This is a genomic window from Stenotrophomonas sp. SMYL8, assembly GCF_036320065.1.
Lineage (GTDB): Bacteria > Pseudomonadota > Gammaproteobacteria > Xanthomonadales > Xanthomonadaceae > Stenotrophomonas > Stenotrophomonas maltophilia_A.
In genome coordinates this window covers 1-14,899 of sequence record NZ_JAWIRR010000016.1, presented here as the reverse complement: position 1 = coordinate 14,899, position 14,899 = coordinate 1, and the positions used below count along the sequence as shown (strand labels likewise).

16 protein-coding genes are annotated in these 14,899 nt (G+C 67.1%); 5 read left to right on the top strand and 11 right to left on the bottom strand.

The window, feature by feature from the left end; genetic code table 11:
• The first annotated feature begins 5 nt into the window (after positions 1 to 5).
• From V3B25_RS13610 to V3B25_RS13595, 4 genes are all read left to right on the top strand, one after another.
• The gene (locus V3B25_RS13610; RefSeq protein ID WP_329810836.1) at positions 6 to 1,142 is read left to right on the top strand and encodes a metallophosphoesterase; all 1,137 of its coding nucleotides are present in this window, start codon (positions 6 to 8) and stop codon (positions 1,140 to 1,142) included.
• Positions 1,143 to 1,183: 41 nt separating this feature from the next.
• Positions 1,184 to 1,573: a hypothetical protein gene (locus V3B25_RS13605; protein ID WP_329810837.1), complete on the top strand. Its 390-nt coding sequence runs from the start codon at positions 1,184 to 1,186 to the stop codon at positions 1,571 to 1,573.
• A gap of 97 nt (positions 1,574 to 1,670) precedes the next feature.
• Positions 1,671 to 2,684, top strand: coding sequence for a hypothetical protein (locus tag V3B25_RS13600; protein ID WP_329810838.1), 1,014 nt, complete (start codon positions 1,671 to 1,673; stop codon positions 2,682 to 2,684).
• A gap of 78 nt (positions 2,685 to 2,762) precedes the next feature.
• Complete coding sequence (locus tag V3B25_RS13595) at positions 2,763 to 4,022, top strand: MFS transporter (RefSeq protein WP_049422767.1); 1,260 nt, start codon at positions 2,763 to 2,765, stop codon at positions 4,020 to 4,022.
• 4 nt (positions 4,023 to 4,026) lie between these two features.
• On the opposite strand, the gene V3B25_RS13590 is transcribed toward V3B25_RS13595, so the two are convergent.
• Positions 4,027 to 4,974, bottom strand: a complete 948-nt coding sequence (locus tag V3B25_RS13590; protein WP_329810839.1) for a nucleoside hydrolase — start codon at positions 4,972 to 4,974, stop codon at positions 4,027 to 4,029.
• Between the two features lie 151 nt (positions 4,975 to 5,125).
• Here V3B25_RS13590 and V3B25_RS13585 point away from each other — a divergent pair, with 151 nt between their 5' ends.
• The gene (locus V3B25_RS13585; protein WP_049422768.1) at positions 5,126 to 5,458 is read left to right on the top strand and encodes a hypothetical protein; all 333 of its coding nucleotides are present in this window, start codon (positions 5,126 to 5,128) and stop codon (positions 5,456 to 5,458) included.
• Positions 5,459 to 5,606: 148 nt separating this feature from the next.
• Here the strand turns inward: V3B25_RS13585 and V3B25_RS13580 are convergent, their stop codons facing one another.
• From V3B25_RS13580 to V3B25_RS13535, 10 genes are all read right to left on the bottom strand, one after another.
• Complete coding sequence (locus V3B25_RS13580) at positions 5,607 to 6,326, bottom strand: GntR family transcriptional regulator (RefSeq protein ID WP_012510388.1); 720 nt, start codon at positions 6,324 to 6,326, stop codon at positions 5,607 to 5,609.
• Positions 6,327 to 6,431: 105 nt separating this feature from the next.
• Complete coding sequence (locus V3B25_RS13575) at positions 6,432 to 7,799, bottom strand: SLC13 family permease (protein ID WP_032127621.1); 1,368 nt, start codon at positions 7,797 to 7,799, stop codon at positions 6,432 to 6,434.
• Between the two features lie 104 nt (positions 7,800 to 7,903).
• Complete coding sequence (gene mdcH, locus V3B25_RS13570) at positions 7,904 to 8,824, bottom strand: malonate decarboxylase subunit epsilon (protein WP_329810852.1); 921 nt, start codon at positions 8,822 to 8,824, stop codon at positions 7,904 to 7,906.
• A complete protein-coding gene (gene mdcB / locus V3B25_RS13565) occupies positions 8,821 to 9,678 on the bottom strand; it encodes a triphosphoribosyl-dephospho-CoA synthase MdcB (RefSeq protein WP_329810851.1) in 858 nt (285 codons plus the stop codon). Before mdcB ends, mdcH begins: the two co-directional genes overlap by 4 nt.
• Positions 9,675 to 10,316, bottom strand: a complete 642-nt coding sequence (mdcG, locus tag V3B25_RS13560) for a malonate decarboxylase holo-[acyl-carrier-protein] synthase (protein ID WP_329810850.1) — start codon at positions 10,314 to 10,316, stop codon at positions 9,675 to 9,677. Before mdcG ends, mdcB begins: the two co-directional genes overlap by 4 nt.
• Positions 10,309 to 11,013, bottom strand: coding sequence for a biotin-independent malonate decarboxylase subunit gamma (gene mdcE / locus V3B25_RS13555; protein ID WP_329810853.1), 705 nt, complete (start codon positions 11,011 to 11,013; stop codon positions 10,309 to 10,311). Before mdcE ends, mdcG begins: the two co-directional genes overlap by 8 nt.
• Before the next feature lie 2 nt (positions 11,014 to 11,015).
• Positions 11,016 to 11,924, bottom strand: coding sequence for a biotin-independent malonate decarboxylase subunit beta (locus tag V3B25_RS13550; RefSeq protein ID WP_329810849.1), 909 nt, complete (start codon positions 11,922 to 11,924; stop codon positions 11,016 to 11,018).
• A complete protein-coding gene (gene mdcC / locus V3B25_RS13545) occupies positions 11,921 to 12,241 on the bottom strand; it encodes a malonate decarboxylase acyl carrier protein (protein WP_049398883.1) in 321 nt (106 codons plus the stop codon). Before mdcC ends, V3B25_RS13550 begins: the two co-directional genes overlap by 4 nt.
• Positions 12,242 to 12,251: 10 nt before the next feature.
• A complete protein-coding gene (gene mdcA, locus V3B25_RS13540; protein ID WP_100437532.1) occupies positions 12,252 to 13,895 on the bottom strand; it encodes a malonate decarboxylase subunit alpha in 1,644 nt (547 codons plus the stop codon).
• A 222-nt stretch (positions 13,896 to 14,117) separates the two neighbouring features.
• Positions 14,118 to 14,899 (bottom strand): TonB-dependent receptor (locus tag V3B25_RS13535; RefSeq protein WP_329810848.1); only part of this gene is annotated, 782 nt, incomplete at its 5' end.

Genomic DNA, 14,899 nt, shown 5'->3' with positions numbered 1-14,899 from the left:
CCAGGATGGTTGCAGTGCTGAGTACGATCGGTTTGTTGATGGGCCTGTATGTGGCCTGGCGCCTGTTCTGGCCACTGCGCATGCCCATCTGGATGAAGGTCGTGCTGTCGCTGCTGCTGGTGAGCGTTGCCGTGCAGCTGCGCATCGTCGCCATGTTCTGGGGCACGATGGCCTCGCCGGAAATCCCGAAGCTGGCCATCGCCTCGTTGGCCACGGGTTCGACTGCCGTACTGCTGCTGGCGCTGTTCCTGCTGGTGCTGGACGCGGGCCTGTTGGTGTCGCGCATCCTGCGCAGGCCACGTGCTGTATCGGCGTTGCGCGCGCCGAAGCTGCGCCCGGCGGCGGGTGTGCTGGCGCTGCTGGTCAGTGGCTATGGCGTCAGCCAGGGCATGGCCGTCCCCAAGCCTCGGCAGATCGAGGTGAGCATCGCCGGCTTGCCGGCCGCGTTCGATGGCTATCGCGTGCTGCAGTTGACCGACATCCATGCCAGCCGCCTGCTGACCGGCGACTGGGTGCGCAGGGTGGTGGAGGAGAGCAATGCGCTGAAGCCGGACCTGATCGTGATCACTGGCGATCTGATCGACGGCAGTGTCGAGGCCCGTCGCGACGACGCGCGTCCGTTGGCCGACCTGCAGGCGCCGGATGGCGTCATTGCCATCACCGGCAACCACGAGTACTACGCGCAGTACCAGGACTGGATGCAGGCGTTCCGCGCGCTGCACATGCAGGTGCTGGAGAACAGTCATCTGCAGGTACGACGCGGTGACGCGGCGCTGACCATCGCCGGTGTCACCGACCCGGTGGCGGCACGCTACGGCCTGCCGTTGCCGGACCTGGAGGCCGCGCTGGCTGGCGCCGATCCGGGCGCGCCGGTGATCCTGCTCGACCATCGCCCGCGCAACGCACGCGAGGCTGCCGCGCGTGGGGTGAAGCTGCAGTTGTCGGGGCATACCCACGGCGGGCAGATCATCGGCATGGACCAGCTGGTGAAGCGCGCCAATGGCGGTTATGTGTCCGGGCGTTACGAGGTGGATGGCATGACACTGTACGTGAGCAATGGTGCTGGCCTGTGGGCCGGTTTCCCGGCACGCATCGGCGTTCCTTCGGAGATCACCCTGATCACCCTGCGCCGCGCCCCGTGACCCCTGACAAACCACAGGGAAGGAACCATCCCCGCGCACCCATGGAACGTCTGATCCGCGCCAATGCGGACGAGATCAATCGGCTGCGCCAAGCCATCCGCGAAGCCGCTGGCGCGCGCTGGCGTGGCCCGGAAGAAATGCAGCGGCACACAGCAGCCTGCGCGGAATACAACCAGCGCTATGAACAGCTTGCTTTCCCGGGTGGCTACGCCAATGCACTGAAGCAACTGGCTGAGCAGGATCCGAATACGGTGGATGTCGTGCTGACCTTCCTTGAGGTGCGCCCGTACTTCTTCCGTTCCGGATATATGTGGAAGACGCTGCTGAAGCGTGTGCAACGGGCACCGATGGGTGTGAAGCAGCAGGCCCGGATGCAGAAGATCCTCGATGCCTACACCGCTTACAGAGCGGCAAGCCAGCACACCGGGTAGCTCCACGCCATGCGTGGAGGTCGCGCAGCACCCAGCGTCCCAGCCGGCCCGGGATCGGCGATCATCTGCACTGAGTTCTGAAACCAGGAAACACGCAATGCAGGGAGCGCATCATTCAATCCGGCGTCCGCGCCACGTCGCGCTGCTGGTTGGTCTGCTCGCGCTGGCGGCATGCCAGCGCACAACGGATGCGCCGACCGGAGTACCCGCAGCGGGCACACCGCTTGCCGCCCCGGCCATGGCAGAAGACCTCTCTCCGCTGCTCGATGCGCTGCCGAGCTGTGCGCTGGACGGCTGGTACATCGACGTTCAGACCGAGCGTCCGGCACATCCCTGGCTGGCCACGAATACGCCGAAGCCCTGCAAGGAGGACGAGGAGAACGAGATCGCCACGTTCTGCGTGCAGGGGCAGTGGAAGGGACTGCCGGTGGAGGAGGTGATCCTGCCGACGATGACCTTCGTCTCGTTCCGTGGCGTGAAGATCGGCCTGCCGCTGGAGAAGGCGCGTCCCATCGTCCGCCAGCGCTTCGGGCAGGAATTTCCGGGCGGCGCGTCTTACGAGCAGGGCCGCGAACCGAAGCTGATGGCCGATCCTGAAGATGCGCAGCGTTCGTGGCTGCTGTGCAGCACCCCGGAACTGGGCCACGACGTGGACAGCGAGGGGAGCATCAGCTATTCCGGCATGAACCTGCCCTACGACCACGACGGTTGCAGCTACCGCTACAGCCCGGTCGATTTCTGCGATGCGCAGCACCGCGCCGCCATTGAAGATGCCCTCCAGCACCAGAAACCCGATTTCAACCAGCACTATCTGCTGGTGCAGGTCGATGATCGACCCGAGTACTTCCAGCGCACGCTGGTGCTGGTCGATACCCGCACGGGCAGGGCGACGCCATTGCCGTTCGATGCCTTCACCGGGCCGGCGGGGAAGGGCGGAGACGCCACCGGCTACGGGACCCTGGAAACGGGTGTGGACCAGCAACAGTTCTGCCTTGATGGTGCGTTGCTGGTCTACCGCGTGTTCGAGGAAGGACGCTTCTGCTTCGGCTTTGACGGTGAGCGATTCACCGGCCATGAAACCCAGTACATGCAGGCGACGGACAGCCGATGACCGGTATTTCACCCCGGCCGTGACATCCTGCCCCGAACCTGCGCAACCGGGATCGAGGCTGTTGAAGGCGAACACGCAATGACTGCCGAGCGGCAGCGCTCGATGTGGGTGGCCGGCCTGTCCACGGTGGTGGAGTGGTACGACTTCACCTTGTACCTGTACTTCGCCACGGTGCTGTCGCGGGTGTTCTTCGGTGGTGGCGAGCAGGCGCTGCTGGTCACCCTGGCCGGCTTTGCGGTGTCCTACCTGATGCGCCCGCTGGGCGCACTGTGCTTCGGCCACCTGGGGGACCGGCTGGGCCGGCGCTGGATGCTGCTGGCATCGATGGCCCTGATGGCAGCGGCGATGCTGGCCACCGCGCTGCTGCCGACTGCGGCCACGGCGGGCACTACGGCGGGCGTGCTGCTGCTGGTACTGCGCTGCGTGATGGCATTTTCGGTGGGCGGTGAGTACACCGGCGTGGTGGCGTACCTGCTGGAAAGCGCACCAGCACGGCGACGCGGCCTGGTGACCTCGCTGGCATCGGCGGCCAGCGAGGTGGGCGCGCTGCTGGCGGTGGCGATCTCGGCGCTTACGGTTGCGCTGCTGCCCACGGCGCAGCTGGACAGCTGGGGCTGGCGCATTCCGTTCTTCTTCGGTGCCGCGCTGGCACTGGTGATCCTGGTTGCGCGCTCGGGCATGCACGAATCGCCGGAGTTCGAACGCCAGCGTCGCGAGGGCAGTATTCCGGCTACGCCGCTTCGCCACGTATTGCGTAACCACCCGCTGGCGGTAGCGCGCACGTTTGCGATCTCGGCGCTGGGATCGATCACTTATTACGTCGGCATCACCTATGTGCCGGCATTCCTGCATGCGCAGGGTCATGACGAAGGTGATGCACTGTGGCTGTCGACGATTGCGGCAGTGGCGGTCATTGCGATCACGCCGCTGTGCGGCGCATTGTCCGACCGCGTCGGGCGACGGCCGATGCTGTTGGGCCTGACCGTGCTGGCAGCGCTGCTGCCGCTGTCCCTGTTCGCGTGGATGGCACAGGCGACGGCGCTGGGCATCGCGCTGGCGGCGGTGCTGCTGGCCTGCGTGGCCGGTGGCGTGAGCGCGGTCGCGGCCCCTGCCACGGCTGAACAGTTCCCCGGCGAAGGCCGGGTCAGCGGGCTGGCACTGGGGGTGACCATGGCCACCGCCTTCTTCGGCGGCGCAACACCCTGGCTGGCGCAATGGTGGGTGGAGCGCAGCGGCTGGGCAGCGGCGCCGGGCGCGATGATCGCGCTGGTGGCGGTGCTGGTGCTGCCGGTGCTGTGGACCCTGCCCGAGACGGTCCCGGGCAGGGCCAAGCGCTAGCGGGTCAGACCTTCAGGGTCTGCTCGATGTCGGCCAGTACCGCGGCCGCATCCACGCCGATGGCAATCGACTGCACCACGTGGCCATCCCACACGCTGGGACCGAACGCCAGGCCTTCCGGCTTGGGAATGGTCATGCCGCGGGCGACACCGTCGGTGGCCACGCGCACGCTGGCGCGCTCGAACTGGAACAGCTCCGGGCGGGTCAGCGCGATGCACGCGCAGCAGTCGTGCACGACCATGCCCTTGTGGCCGGCCTGCAGGTAGAAGTCCACGTAGTCCTGCGACAGCGCACGGACCAGCTCGGCGTCGGCACCGCCGATGGCAGCCAGCGTGTCCAGGCCGTCACGGTCCATTTCCACGCGGGTGGTCACGTCCAGACCGATCGCAGTAACCGGCCAGCTGGCAGTGAACACCACGTCGGCGGCTTCGGCATCGCCCCAGATGTTGGCCTCGGCGGCCGGGGTGATGTTGCCGTTGACGTGGAAAGCGCCACCCATGATCACCACGCCGCGCACCAGGCCGGCGATGTCCGGGGCCTGCTGCAGGGCCAGGGCCAGGTTGGTCATGCGGCCGACCGCGACCAGGGTCACCTCGCCCGGATGGGCGCGGACCAGGTCGATGATCAGCTGGTGGGCCGGGCGCGCATCGGCGGCCACGTCCAGGCTGGCCGGCACCGGGTGATTGCCCAACCCGTTGTGGCCATGGATGTGCACCGGCCAGGCTTCCGGGGTGGCTTCCGGCTGCAGCGGGCCACCGGCACCGCGCGCGACCGGAGCGGCAAAGCCCCAGGCCTGCTTCAGGTACAGCGCATTGTGCGTGGTCGACTCCACCGAGGCGTTGCCGAAGGTGGTGGTGACGCCGATCAGGTCGATCTGGGTGTGCTTGTGCAGGTACAGCAGGGCCAGGGCGTCGTCGACGCCCGGGTCGGTATCGAAAATGACTTTCAGCATGTTGTTGTTCTTCTTCTTCCGTGTGGTGCGGGGGGCGCCGGCGGCCACGGGGCAGGCCGGCGCGCCCTACATTGTCCCATCTTCATGACAGGCAGGGCCATTGCCGGGGTGGCAGGCCATAATGCCCCCAGTCCAGGCACGGAGTCGCCGAATGCTGATCGTTGCCCTTCTGCTGGTCCTGCTGGTGCTGGGCCTGAACGTGGTGGCTACCGTGGTGATCGTCAGGCGTGATGGCCTGTCGGTGGGCGGCCGGACGGTGCAGCTGCTGCTGGTCTGGCTGCTGCCGCTGGTCGGCGCGATCCTGTGCATGGCGGTGGCCACGGCCGATGGCTCACCCGCGCGGAGCGATGGCAGTGGCGGTGGGCCCGCCGATTTCTCCGGCGGCTATTCCGGGGACAGCCACAGTCATCACAGCTACAGCAGCTCCGACTGTGGAAGCGACGGCGGCAGCAGTGACGGTGGTGGTGGCAGCTGCAGCGATTGAGGTCTCTGTAGAGTCGAGCCATGCTCGACTGCACTTCGCTCCAACGCCGCGGTGCCTGATCGAAAGGCAGTCGAGCATGGCTCGACTCTACAGAACAGCGGTTGGCTGCGGCCGGTAGTGCCGGCCGCTGGCCGGCAACCTCAACAGCTCAGCCGCCGCCTTCGGTCGGCAACGGCGCTGGCACATTCAACAGCCCGCCCGCCGCGACATAGGCGGCCAGTGCCTGGCCCTGGCTCAGCAGATGGCGTTCCATGGTGCGTTCGGCGGCCTGCGCGTCGCGGCGGCGGAAGCATTCCATCAGCTCGCGGTGTTCGGCCAACGACTGCGCGGTGCGGCCCGGCGTCAACAGCTGGCGGCCACGGTGCATCTTCAGGATGCGGTGCAGGTCGTGGGTGATGCGGATCAGCCACGGGTTGCCCGCGTAGTGCTGCACGGTTTCGTGGATCAGGTAGTTGTTGCGGTAGTACTCGGCGATGTTGCCCTCGGCCGCCGCTGCTTCCATCGCTGCATGCAGGTCTTCCAGCTGCTGCACGCCGGCGTCGTCGATGTGCTTCACCGCCTCATGCGCGCAGCGGCCTTCCAGCATCGCCATCACCGGGAACAGCTGGTTGAGGTCTTCCAGCGTCAGTCGCGTGACCCGGCTGCCACGACCCGCATCGATCTGCACCAGGCCTTCGGCGGCCAGCAGCTTCAGCGCCTCGCGCAGGGGCGTGCGGCTGATGCCCAGTTCTTCGCACAGCGCGGGCTCGTCGATCCATTCTCCCGGCGGCAGCCGGTAATCGTAGATGCGCTCGCGCACGTGTTCGGCCACCTCTTCGTACAGAGGCGCGCGCTTCTTCGGTGACCGCGGGGCAGGGGCAATGGCCATGGTGGAAGTGTACCGCCAGGTAGTGCCGGCCGCTGGCCGGCAACCCATGATTGCTGGATGGCTTCATGAGAGTGCCGGCCAGCGGCCGGCACTACCGTTGGGTGGTTACATCCAGCCTGGCACCACGAACACCAGCCAGGCCAGCAGCGGCCCTAGCGCCACCACCAGTCCGCTGTAGACCAGGAAGCGGCGGAACAGGGTCTCGCGCTCTTCCTTCGCTGCCGAGGCCACCACCAGTGCGCCATTGGTCGAGAACGGGCTGACATCGACAATGGTGGATGACACCGCCAGCGCGCAGATCACGCCGGCGGCGCTGAGGTGGCCCTGCATCAGGAACGGCACCGCCAATGGGATCGTCGCACCGAGTACCGCTGCCGACGAAGCGAATGCGGAAACGATGCCGCCGACGTAGCAGACCAGCAGCGCACCGAGCAGCGGGATGCCGATGTCGGAGACACCGTTGCCGATGAAGTCCACCGCGCCGGCATGTTCCAGCACGCCGATGTAGGTCACCACGCCGCAGATCAGCAGCACGGTGGACCAGCTGATGCCATCGACCGCACCCTTCTGGCTCTGCGGGGACAACAGCGCCAGCGCCACCGCCACGGTGATCGAGACCAGGCCGACGTTGAGGTTGTAGATCAGCGCGGCCACGCCCAGGCCGAGCAGGCCGATCAGGGTGAACAACCGCTCGCGGGTCAGGTTCACCGCATCCAGTGCCACCGGATCATTGCTGAGCGTGCCGCCGCCTGCCGCGACCAGCGCGCCATGACCTTCGATCGCGAACTGGCGCGACGACGCCTGCGGGCCACCGGCCATCGCCAGCTCGGCATTGCCGAGTGTTCCTGCTGCGGTGATCGAGCCACGGCGCAGCAGGGCGATGCCACCAAAGGCGAAGAAGCAGATCGTCGCCATCATGAAGTTGAAGCCCAGACTGGTCAGGAACACCGCCATCTCGGTCACTTCCAGCCCGGCTTTCTGCACCACGCCATTGGTGATGCTGCCGTACACGCTGATCGGCGAGAAGCCGCCCGCCTGCGCACCATGGATGACCAGCAGGCCCATCATCAGTGGATTGATGTTGTACTGCTTGGCAAAGCGCAGCGCGACCGGGCCGATGATCGCGACCGCCGCCGGGCCCAGTGCACCGAACGCAGTGAGGACCGCGGTGATCACGAACATCACCCACGGAATGGCCACGATATGGCCGCGCACGGCTTTCACTGCCCAGTGCACCAGCAGGTCGATGGTGCCGTTCTTCTGCGCGATGGCGAACAGATAGGTGATGCCGACCAGGGTCAGGAACAGATCGCCGGGGAAGCCGGCCAGCACCTCTTTGCCGCCCATGTCGACCCACAGCCCGCCGATGATGAAGGCCAGCGCGAAGGCGACGGCGCCCATGTTGATCGGCATCGCGGTGGCAACGATGAACATGATCACCAGACCGATGATCGTTGCGATTTGTGGACTCATGCGCCCTCCCAGACACGTGACTCACGTACAGCGCGGATGGAGACCCGCCATCCCGGGGTAAGGCGACGTACTGCGTGTTGCGTGATACGTACTGCTCGAACCCGTTACTGCAGCCGCTCCAGCGCACTGCGAACCCATGCCGCCGCGCCTTCAAGGCTGTGGAACTCTTCCACCGCGCGCACCTCGCAGCACGGATAGGCCGGCGCGACCATGCGTGCCAATGCGTTGCCCGGGCCCAGCTGCAGGAACACCCGCGCGCCACGCTCGAAGGCCTGGCGCATCACCTGCGCCCATTCGATGGTCTGCGCGAGCTGCGCCGACAGCGTGTGGACTGCCGTTGCGCGGTCCCGCACCGGTCGCGCATCGATGCCGGCCAGCAGCGGCAGGCGTGGGACCTGCAGTGGCGAGGCGTCGAGTGCGGCAGCGAACGGTGCGACCGCCGCTGTCAGCAACGGTGTGTGTGCAGGCACGTGCACCGGCAGTGGACGGATGTCCGCACCCTGCGGCCGCGCGGCATCGGCCAGCCGCTGCAATGAGGCGTGCGTGCCGCCCACGATGAAATGGTCCTGCCCGTTGGCGATGGCCACGTGCGCTCCGTGCAGATCGCACAGCGGCTGCAGTACATGGCGTTCCAGGCCAAGCACTGCCTGCAGGCCTGCATCGGCGGGGCTGGCACTGTCCATCAACAGCGCGCGCTGCGCAGCCAGGGCAAGGCAGGTGGCCGCATCGACGCCGCCGGCGATGGCATGTGCGGCCAGCTCGCCGATGCTGTAACCCGCGATCACCGTCGGCGTTGGCAATACCTCGCGCAGGCCCTGCCAATGCGCCAGGCTTGCTGCGCACAGCAGTGGTTGCGCCCGCACATTGTCGAAGCGGTCGTCGGCCGCCGCAGCGGCGAATACATCGCGGCCGAGCAGTTCGCTCGTGGCATCGAGCACCGGCCGCGCGGCAGCTAGATCGCGCACGCGATCGAACATCGCCGCGTGCTGCGCGCCTTGGCCGGGGCAGAGCAGGGCCAGGCTCATGCCTGCTCCTGCTGCAGCAGGAACACGCTGCAGGCCAACAGGTCTGCGCTGCCGCCCGGGCTCAGCCGGCGCATGACGAAGCCGTCACCGATGCGACGCAGATGTACCTGCCAGTCCGGCGCGAAGGTGCCACCGGCGTCCAGGAAGGTGCGTGCCTGCCGCTGGGCCCAGCGCAGGCCGTCGGCGCCGCCGCGGTGCAGCAGGTTGAGGTCATCCACGCACGCGATCAGCTGCATCAGGGTCTGGCACATCGCGGCCTCGCGTGGCAGGCCGCTGGTCAGTGCGTGGCGCAGGGCAGGCAGTGCCACTTCGCGCAGCAGCGGGTAGCCGGCGGCCGCTTGTTCGCGCACACCTTGCACGCCGTGCCGTGCACGCGCGCGCTGGCCAGGGCTGTTCGCATCCAGAGGCGCGTCGGCGAGCTCGGCCGTCCAACGGCGCACTTCCTGGCAGACCTGCTCGGCTGCGGCGACACGGCCCGCGCGGCCCCAGCAGGCAGCGGACGCGGCCACCAGCAGGCCAAGGCTGAAGATCGCACCGCGATGGGTGTTGATGCCCGCAGTGGCGTGCAGCATCGATATCTCGGCAGCGATGCCATGCCGGCGCAGCGTCTGGAACGGCGCCGCGCTGGCACCGGCGTCGGCCACGGCGATGAAATAGTGGCGCAACGCGAACAGGCTGCGCAGGAAGGTGCCGGCATCCATGTCGTGGTGGCTGCCGCGATCGAACGGTGTAACCAGTCCCGGTTTGGGGGCAAGGGCCAGTTCGGCGTGCAGGCTGGCGATGGCAAGGCGCCCCAGGCGCGCGCTGTCCACCGCCGGGGTGGACCGGGCGACGCGCTTCACGACAGCGTTCATGCGACAACTCCAGTGGCGTTGAACAAGGCCTCGCGCAGTTCCAGAGCGGCACCATCAATGCGTTTGACCAGTACTTCGCGGCTGCGACCGGCGTATTCGCGCCAGTTCACCGCGCCACCATCCACCAGGCACAGTTCGCCATCTACGCGATGCCCGTAGGCGCTTTCCCAGTGCTGCAGGCGTTCGACCAGCAGGTCGGCCTGGCGCGCGTCATCCACCTGCCACAGCAGGTCGATGTCCGAGCGCGGGTGCACATAGGGCAGTCCGCTGAGGTGCTGCCATGCGAAGGCGCCGAATACGCGGGCTGGTGCAAGCCGCAGCATTGCCTGCAACGCCGCCTGCCAATCCGCCGGAACGCCGCCGGCGAGAACGTGATCCAAGGGAGGGGGAGGCTGCAGCTGCTGGACGTCCTGCAGGGCCACGCGCAGCGCCAGCCGTTGCTTGCCTTCGCTTGGCGGTAGCGGTACCCCCAGGCGCAGCCGAGGGTCGGGGTCGTCCGCCGCACAGCGCGCCACCATGGCCGGTAGGCCCTGCGCGAACCACGCTGCCAGGCGTGGTTCCTGTGCAGTCACGTCAGCCCGCCAGTCGGCATCGGCCGACAGCCAGGCCAGCGTGTGGCGGGCGGGCCGCTCAGGCATCGCCGTGGGCCACCGCAGTCGAAACCCCTGCCGCCAGGGTACGACCGCCGCGATGTGCGCCGCGTGCGGCACGCAGGTCGCCTTCGGCGGGCGTGCGCAGCGCCTGCAGCAGGTGCTGGGCAAGATCGCCCTCCCACAGCGATTCCACCGCACCCATCGCCACGTAGTTCTCCACGCCCGGCGCGAACACCGGCGAGGTCTGGCTGAGTGCCTGCAGTTTCTCCAGCGGTTGCTTGGTCACCCGCGCCATCGCGCGCAGGTCCATCACCCGCACCTGTGCATCGGGCAGGGCGTGGATGTGGTCGGCCATCAGGCCGAACGACAGAAAGCCGCCGCTGACCGACTCGCCATAGACCAGGGTCACCAGCCGCGCACCGCGTCGGCGTGCCAGATCCAGCGTCTGCGCCAAGTGAGCGAAGTAGCCGTTGATGCCAAGCAGTTCGTCACGCCGCGCCAGGCGCTGGCCAGCGGTGTCCACCAGCATCACGATCGGTCGCTGTGGAAGCGCGGCGGTGCTGGCAAGCACGGTTTCGGCCAGTGCCAATGCGTGGTCCACGCCGACTTCGAGTTTGTCGGCGGTACCGATCACGGTCACCTCGCCATCCTCGGTGGTGGCGCTACCGGTCAGCACCGAATCGTTCACCGCAATGGCATGCCCATGCGGGAACAGGGCATCGAGCAGGGTCTGCAGCGGCATGCTCATGGCAGGCTCCGGTCGGCGGTGGCGATGAGGAACGCATCGGTGTCGAGCAGCGGCAGTCGCTCGGGGGTAGTGATACCCAGCCGCGCCCAGATCTCCAGGCCATCGCGGCAATCGCCCCAGGCCTGCACGCGCGCCTTCAGTGCCGCATGGCGTTCCTGCAGCGCGGCCAGTGCAGTATCTGGATCGGTGCTGCTGGTATCGGGCTGCAGCGCATTGCTGGCAGCCTGCGCGAACGCCTCGATGGCATCGGGCACCAGCACCTGTGCCTGGTCGATCAGGTAGCGGTGCTTGCCTCCCGTTACGCGCCAGACCAGCGCGCGATCGCGGGAATCGAACTCTTCCACACCACGCACGGTCTCGATTACTTCCGGCCCGGACAGTGACAGCCGGCCTTCCTCGGACATGACCAGCGTGCTGCAGCAGCGGGCGACGATGCCCATGCCACCGAATGCGCCGTTGCCGCTGCCGATCAGCGCCACCACCGGCACGCCTGCAGCGCGCGCATCCAGCGTGGCGCGCATGATCTCGGAAATGGCGATGAGCCCTGCATTGGCTTCGTGCAGGCGCACGCCACCGGTATCGAGCAGCAGCAGCACACCGTCAGGTCGGGTTTCCGCTGCACGGTGCAGCAGCCCGGTCAACTTGGCGCCGTGCACCTCGCCCACGCCGCCGCCCATGAATTCACCCTGCTGTGCGGCCAGCAGCACGCGTCGGCCGCGCAGTGTGGCTTCGCCGACAACGATGCCGTCGTCGAACGCCGCGGGCTGGTCGAGCTGTGCCAGGTGCGGGCTCATCATCCGCCGCGCTGGGCCGAGGAATTCACGGAACGAGCCGGCGTCGATCAGCCCGGCGATGCGCTCGCGTGCATCGGCTTCGTAGTAACTGTGGCGCTGCGTCCGGTTCATCGTGGATCTCCAGCAAGCAGCGTTTCCACCGCCTGGTCCAGGCGCAGGCTGACCACCGCCGGGGTTGCGCCGGCGTCGTTGATCGAGACGCGTACATCGCGCAGTGGATGGCGCTGTGCGAAATCACCGATCACCGCCTCCCAGACGCGGCCAAAGCCCTGCGCGGCGGTGATGATGCGCACCGTCATCGCGCCGTCCAGTGCGGCCGGTTCCAGCAGGATTTCCAGATTGCCCGAGGCCAGTACGCCGACCAGCACTGCATCGCGCGGAAACTGCACCGCCGTGTGTCCTTCGAATCGATAGTCGAGGGTTTCCATGCTCAGCCCCTTACCAGTTGCGGAAGCGCTTGGGCGGGTCGTACAGGCCGCCGGACCAGCGCACCAGGTCCTTCACCGAACGCGCCGCAAGCAGGTCACGGCTGGCATCGCGCACGGAGATGCCGAGGTCATCGGGACGGCGGATCACGCCGCGGTCGCGCAGGTTCTCCACCATCGCGCGGTCGCGCCCCATGCCCACGGCGGTATAGCCGGACACGCCGCGGATCGCTTGTTCGCGTTCCTCAGGAGTGCGGCACAGCAGCAGGTTGGCGATGCCTTCCTCGGTCAGCACATGGCTGACGTCGTCGCCATAGATCATCACCGGTGGCAGCGGCATGTCCGCGCGCTCGGCCAGCTCCCAGGCGTCCAGCCGATCGACGAAGGCCGGTGCCATGTGTTCGCGGAAGGTTTCCACCATCTGCACCACCAGCTTGCGGCCACGCGGCATCTCACCGGGGCGTGCGGCCTGCTGGCCGGCCTTGATCCAGGCCTCGCTGGCATGGCGGCGGCCACGTGCATCGGAGCCCATGTTCGGTGCGCCACCGAAGCCGGCGATGCGGTCGCGCGTGGCGGTGGAGCTGTTGCCCTGCAGGTCGATCTGCAGGGTGGAACCGATGAACATGTCACACGCATACAGGCCCGCGGTCTGCGAGAACGCGCGGTTGGAGCGCATCGAGCCATCGGCGCCGGTGAAGAACACATCGCTGCGTGCGGCGATGTACTTCTCCATGCCCAGTTCGGAACCGAACGAATGCACCGATTTGACGAAGCCCGATTCGATCGCCGGAATCAGTGCGGGGTGTGGATTGAGCGCCCAGTGCTGGCAGATCTTTCCCTTCAGCCCGAGCGATTCGGCGTAGGTCGGCAGCAGCAGCTCGATGGCCGCGGTGTCGAAGCCGATGCCATGGTTGAGGCGGTTCACGCCGTACTCGGCGTAGATGCCCTTGATCGCCATCATCGCCATCAGCACCTGGATCTCGGAGATCTGCGCCGGGTCGCGGGTGAACAGCGGCTCGATGTGGTTCGGCTTCGGGGCCTGCACTACGAAGTTGACCCAGTCAGCAGGGATGTCGACGCGGGGCAGGGTGTCGACGATCTCGTTGACCTGGGCGATGACGATGCCGCCACCGAACGCGGTGGCCTCGACGATGACCGGGGTGTCTTCGGTGTTCGGGCCGGTGTAGAGATTGCCGTGGCGATCGGCGGCCTGCGCGGCGACCAGCGCTACGCGGGGCGTGAGGTCGATGAAGTAGCGGCCGAACAGTTCCAGGTAGGTGTGGATGGCACCGATCTGGATGCGCCCTTCGGCCACCAGGTTGGCCAGCCGCACCGATTGCGGGCCGGAGAACGAGAAGTCCAGTTTCGAGGCGATGCCGCGTTCGAACACATCCAGGTGCGAGGGCAGCGACAGCACCGACTGCACCATGTGCAGGTCATGCACCCGCGCGGGATCGAGGTCAGCCAGGCACTGGGCGAGGAAGTCGGCCTGCTTCTGGTTGTTGCCTTCCAGGCAGACCTTGTCGCCCGGCTCCAGCAGTGCGTGCAGCAGCTCGCCCACGTCGGTGGCGGCGACCTCACGTCCCCGGGCCCACGGCGCGGCACGTTCCAGGCGGGCCTGGCGGCTGCGTTCCAACGTATCCCAGCTCGGGTTCATCGACCGGCTTCCGATTGGTGTCGATGTAATTACGGCATAATTACAGTCGAGCATGCAACCCGCACTGCAGCAAAAAGCAGGGCCCGCGCGAAGGCGGGCCCATTCAGATTGAAATGGAGGATGACCCGCATCGATCGGGGTAGTGCCGGCCGCTGGCCGGCTCCGCGTCATCGATGCATCGCTTGGAGCCGGCCAGCGGCCGGCATTACCGTTTCTGGTGGCTCAGAACTTCCAGCGCAGGCTGGCCGACACGAAGCGCGGTTCGCCGTAGTTGTTGTAGTCCAGATTCGCCCAGTAGGTCTTGTCCAGTGCGTTGCGCACGCTCAGGGTTGCCGTCCAGTTGTCGCTGATGCGGTAGTTGGCGTTGAACTGCACCAGCATGTAGGCCGGCTGGTTCACCGTCACCGTGCCGCCCAGCGGGTAGGCGATGTTGTAGCCCTGCACCCTGCTCTGCCACTGCACGCCACCGCCAACGCTCAGGCGTTCCAGCGCACCGCGCAGCTGCAGCTGGGTGTTGAGCTGCAACAGATCCTCCGGCGGGTTGGCGTACAGCAGATCGGTGGCGGCGCGGGTGACCTTGACGTGGGTATAGCCGGCATTGACCGTCCAGCCCGGCAGGATCTCGCCATTGACGTCCATCTCCCAACCGCGCGCCTTGGTGCCGTTGACGCCGACGTAGGCGGAGGTGCCATCGCTCAGCGAACCCTCCGGCACGCCCATGTCACGCACCGCGTAGTTGTCCTGCTTGGCTTCGAACACGGCGGCATTGGCGGTCAGGCGGCCATCGAACCACTGCGTCTTGATGCCCGCTTCCAGGTTCGAGCCCTGTACTGGCGCCAGCAGGTTCTCGTTGCGGTCCTTGAAGTTCTGCGGGTTGAAGATCTCGGTGTAGCTGGCATACGCCGAGACGTTCGGCGTGATGTCGTAGACCAGGCCCACGTACGGGGTGACTTCATCACTCACCTTGTACGCACCGCTGGTGCCGGTGTAGGCGCCTGCGGCGT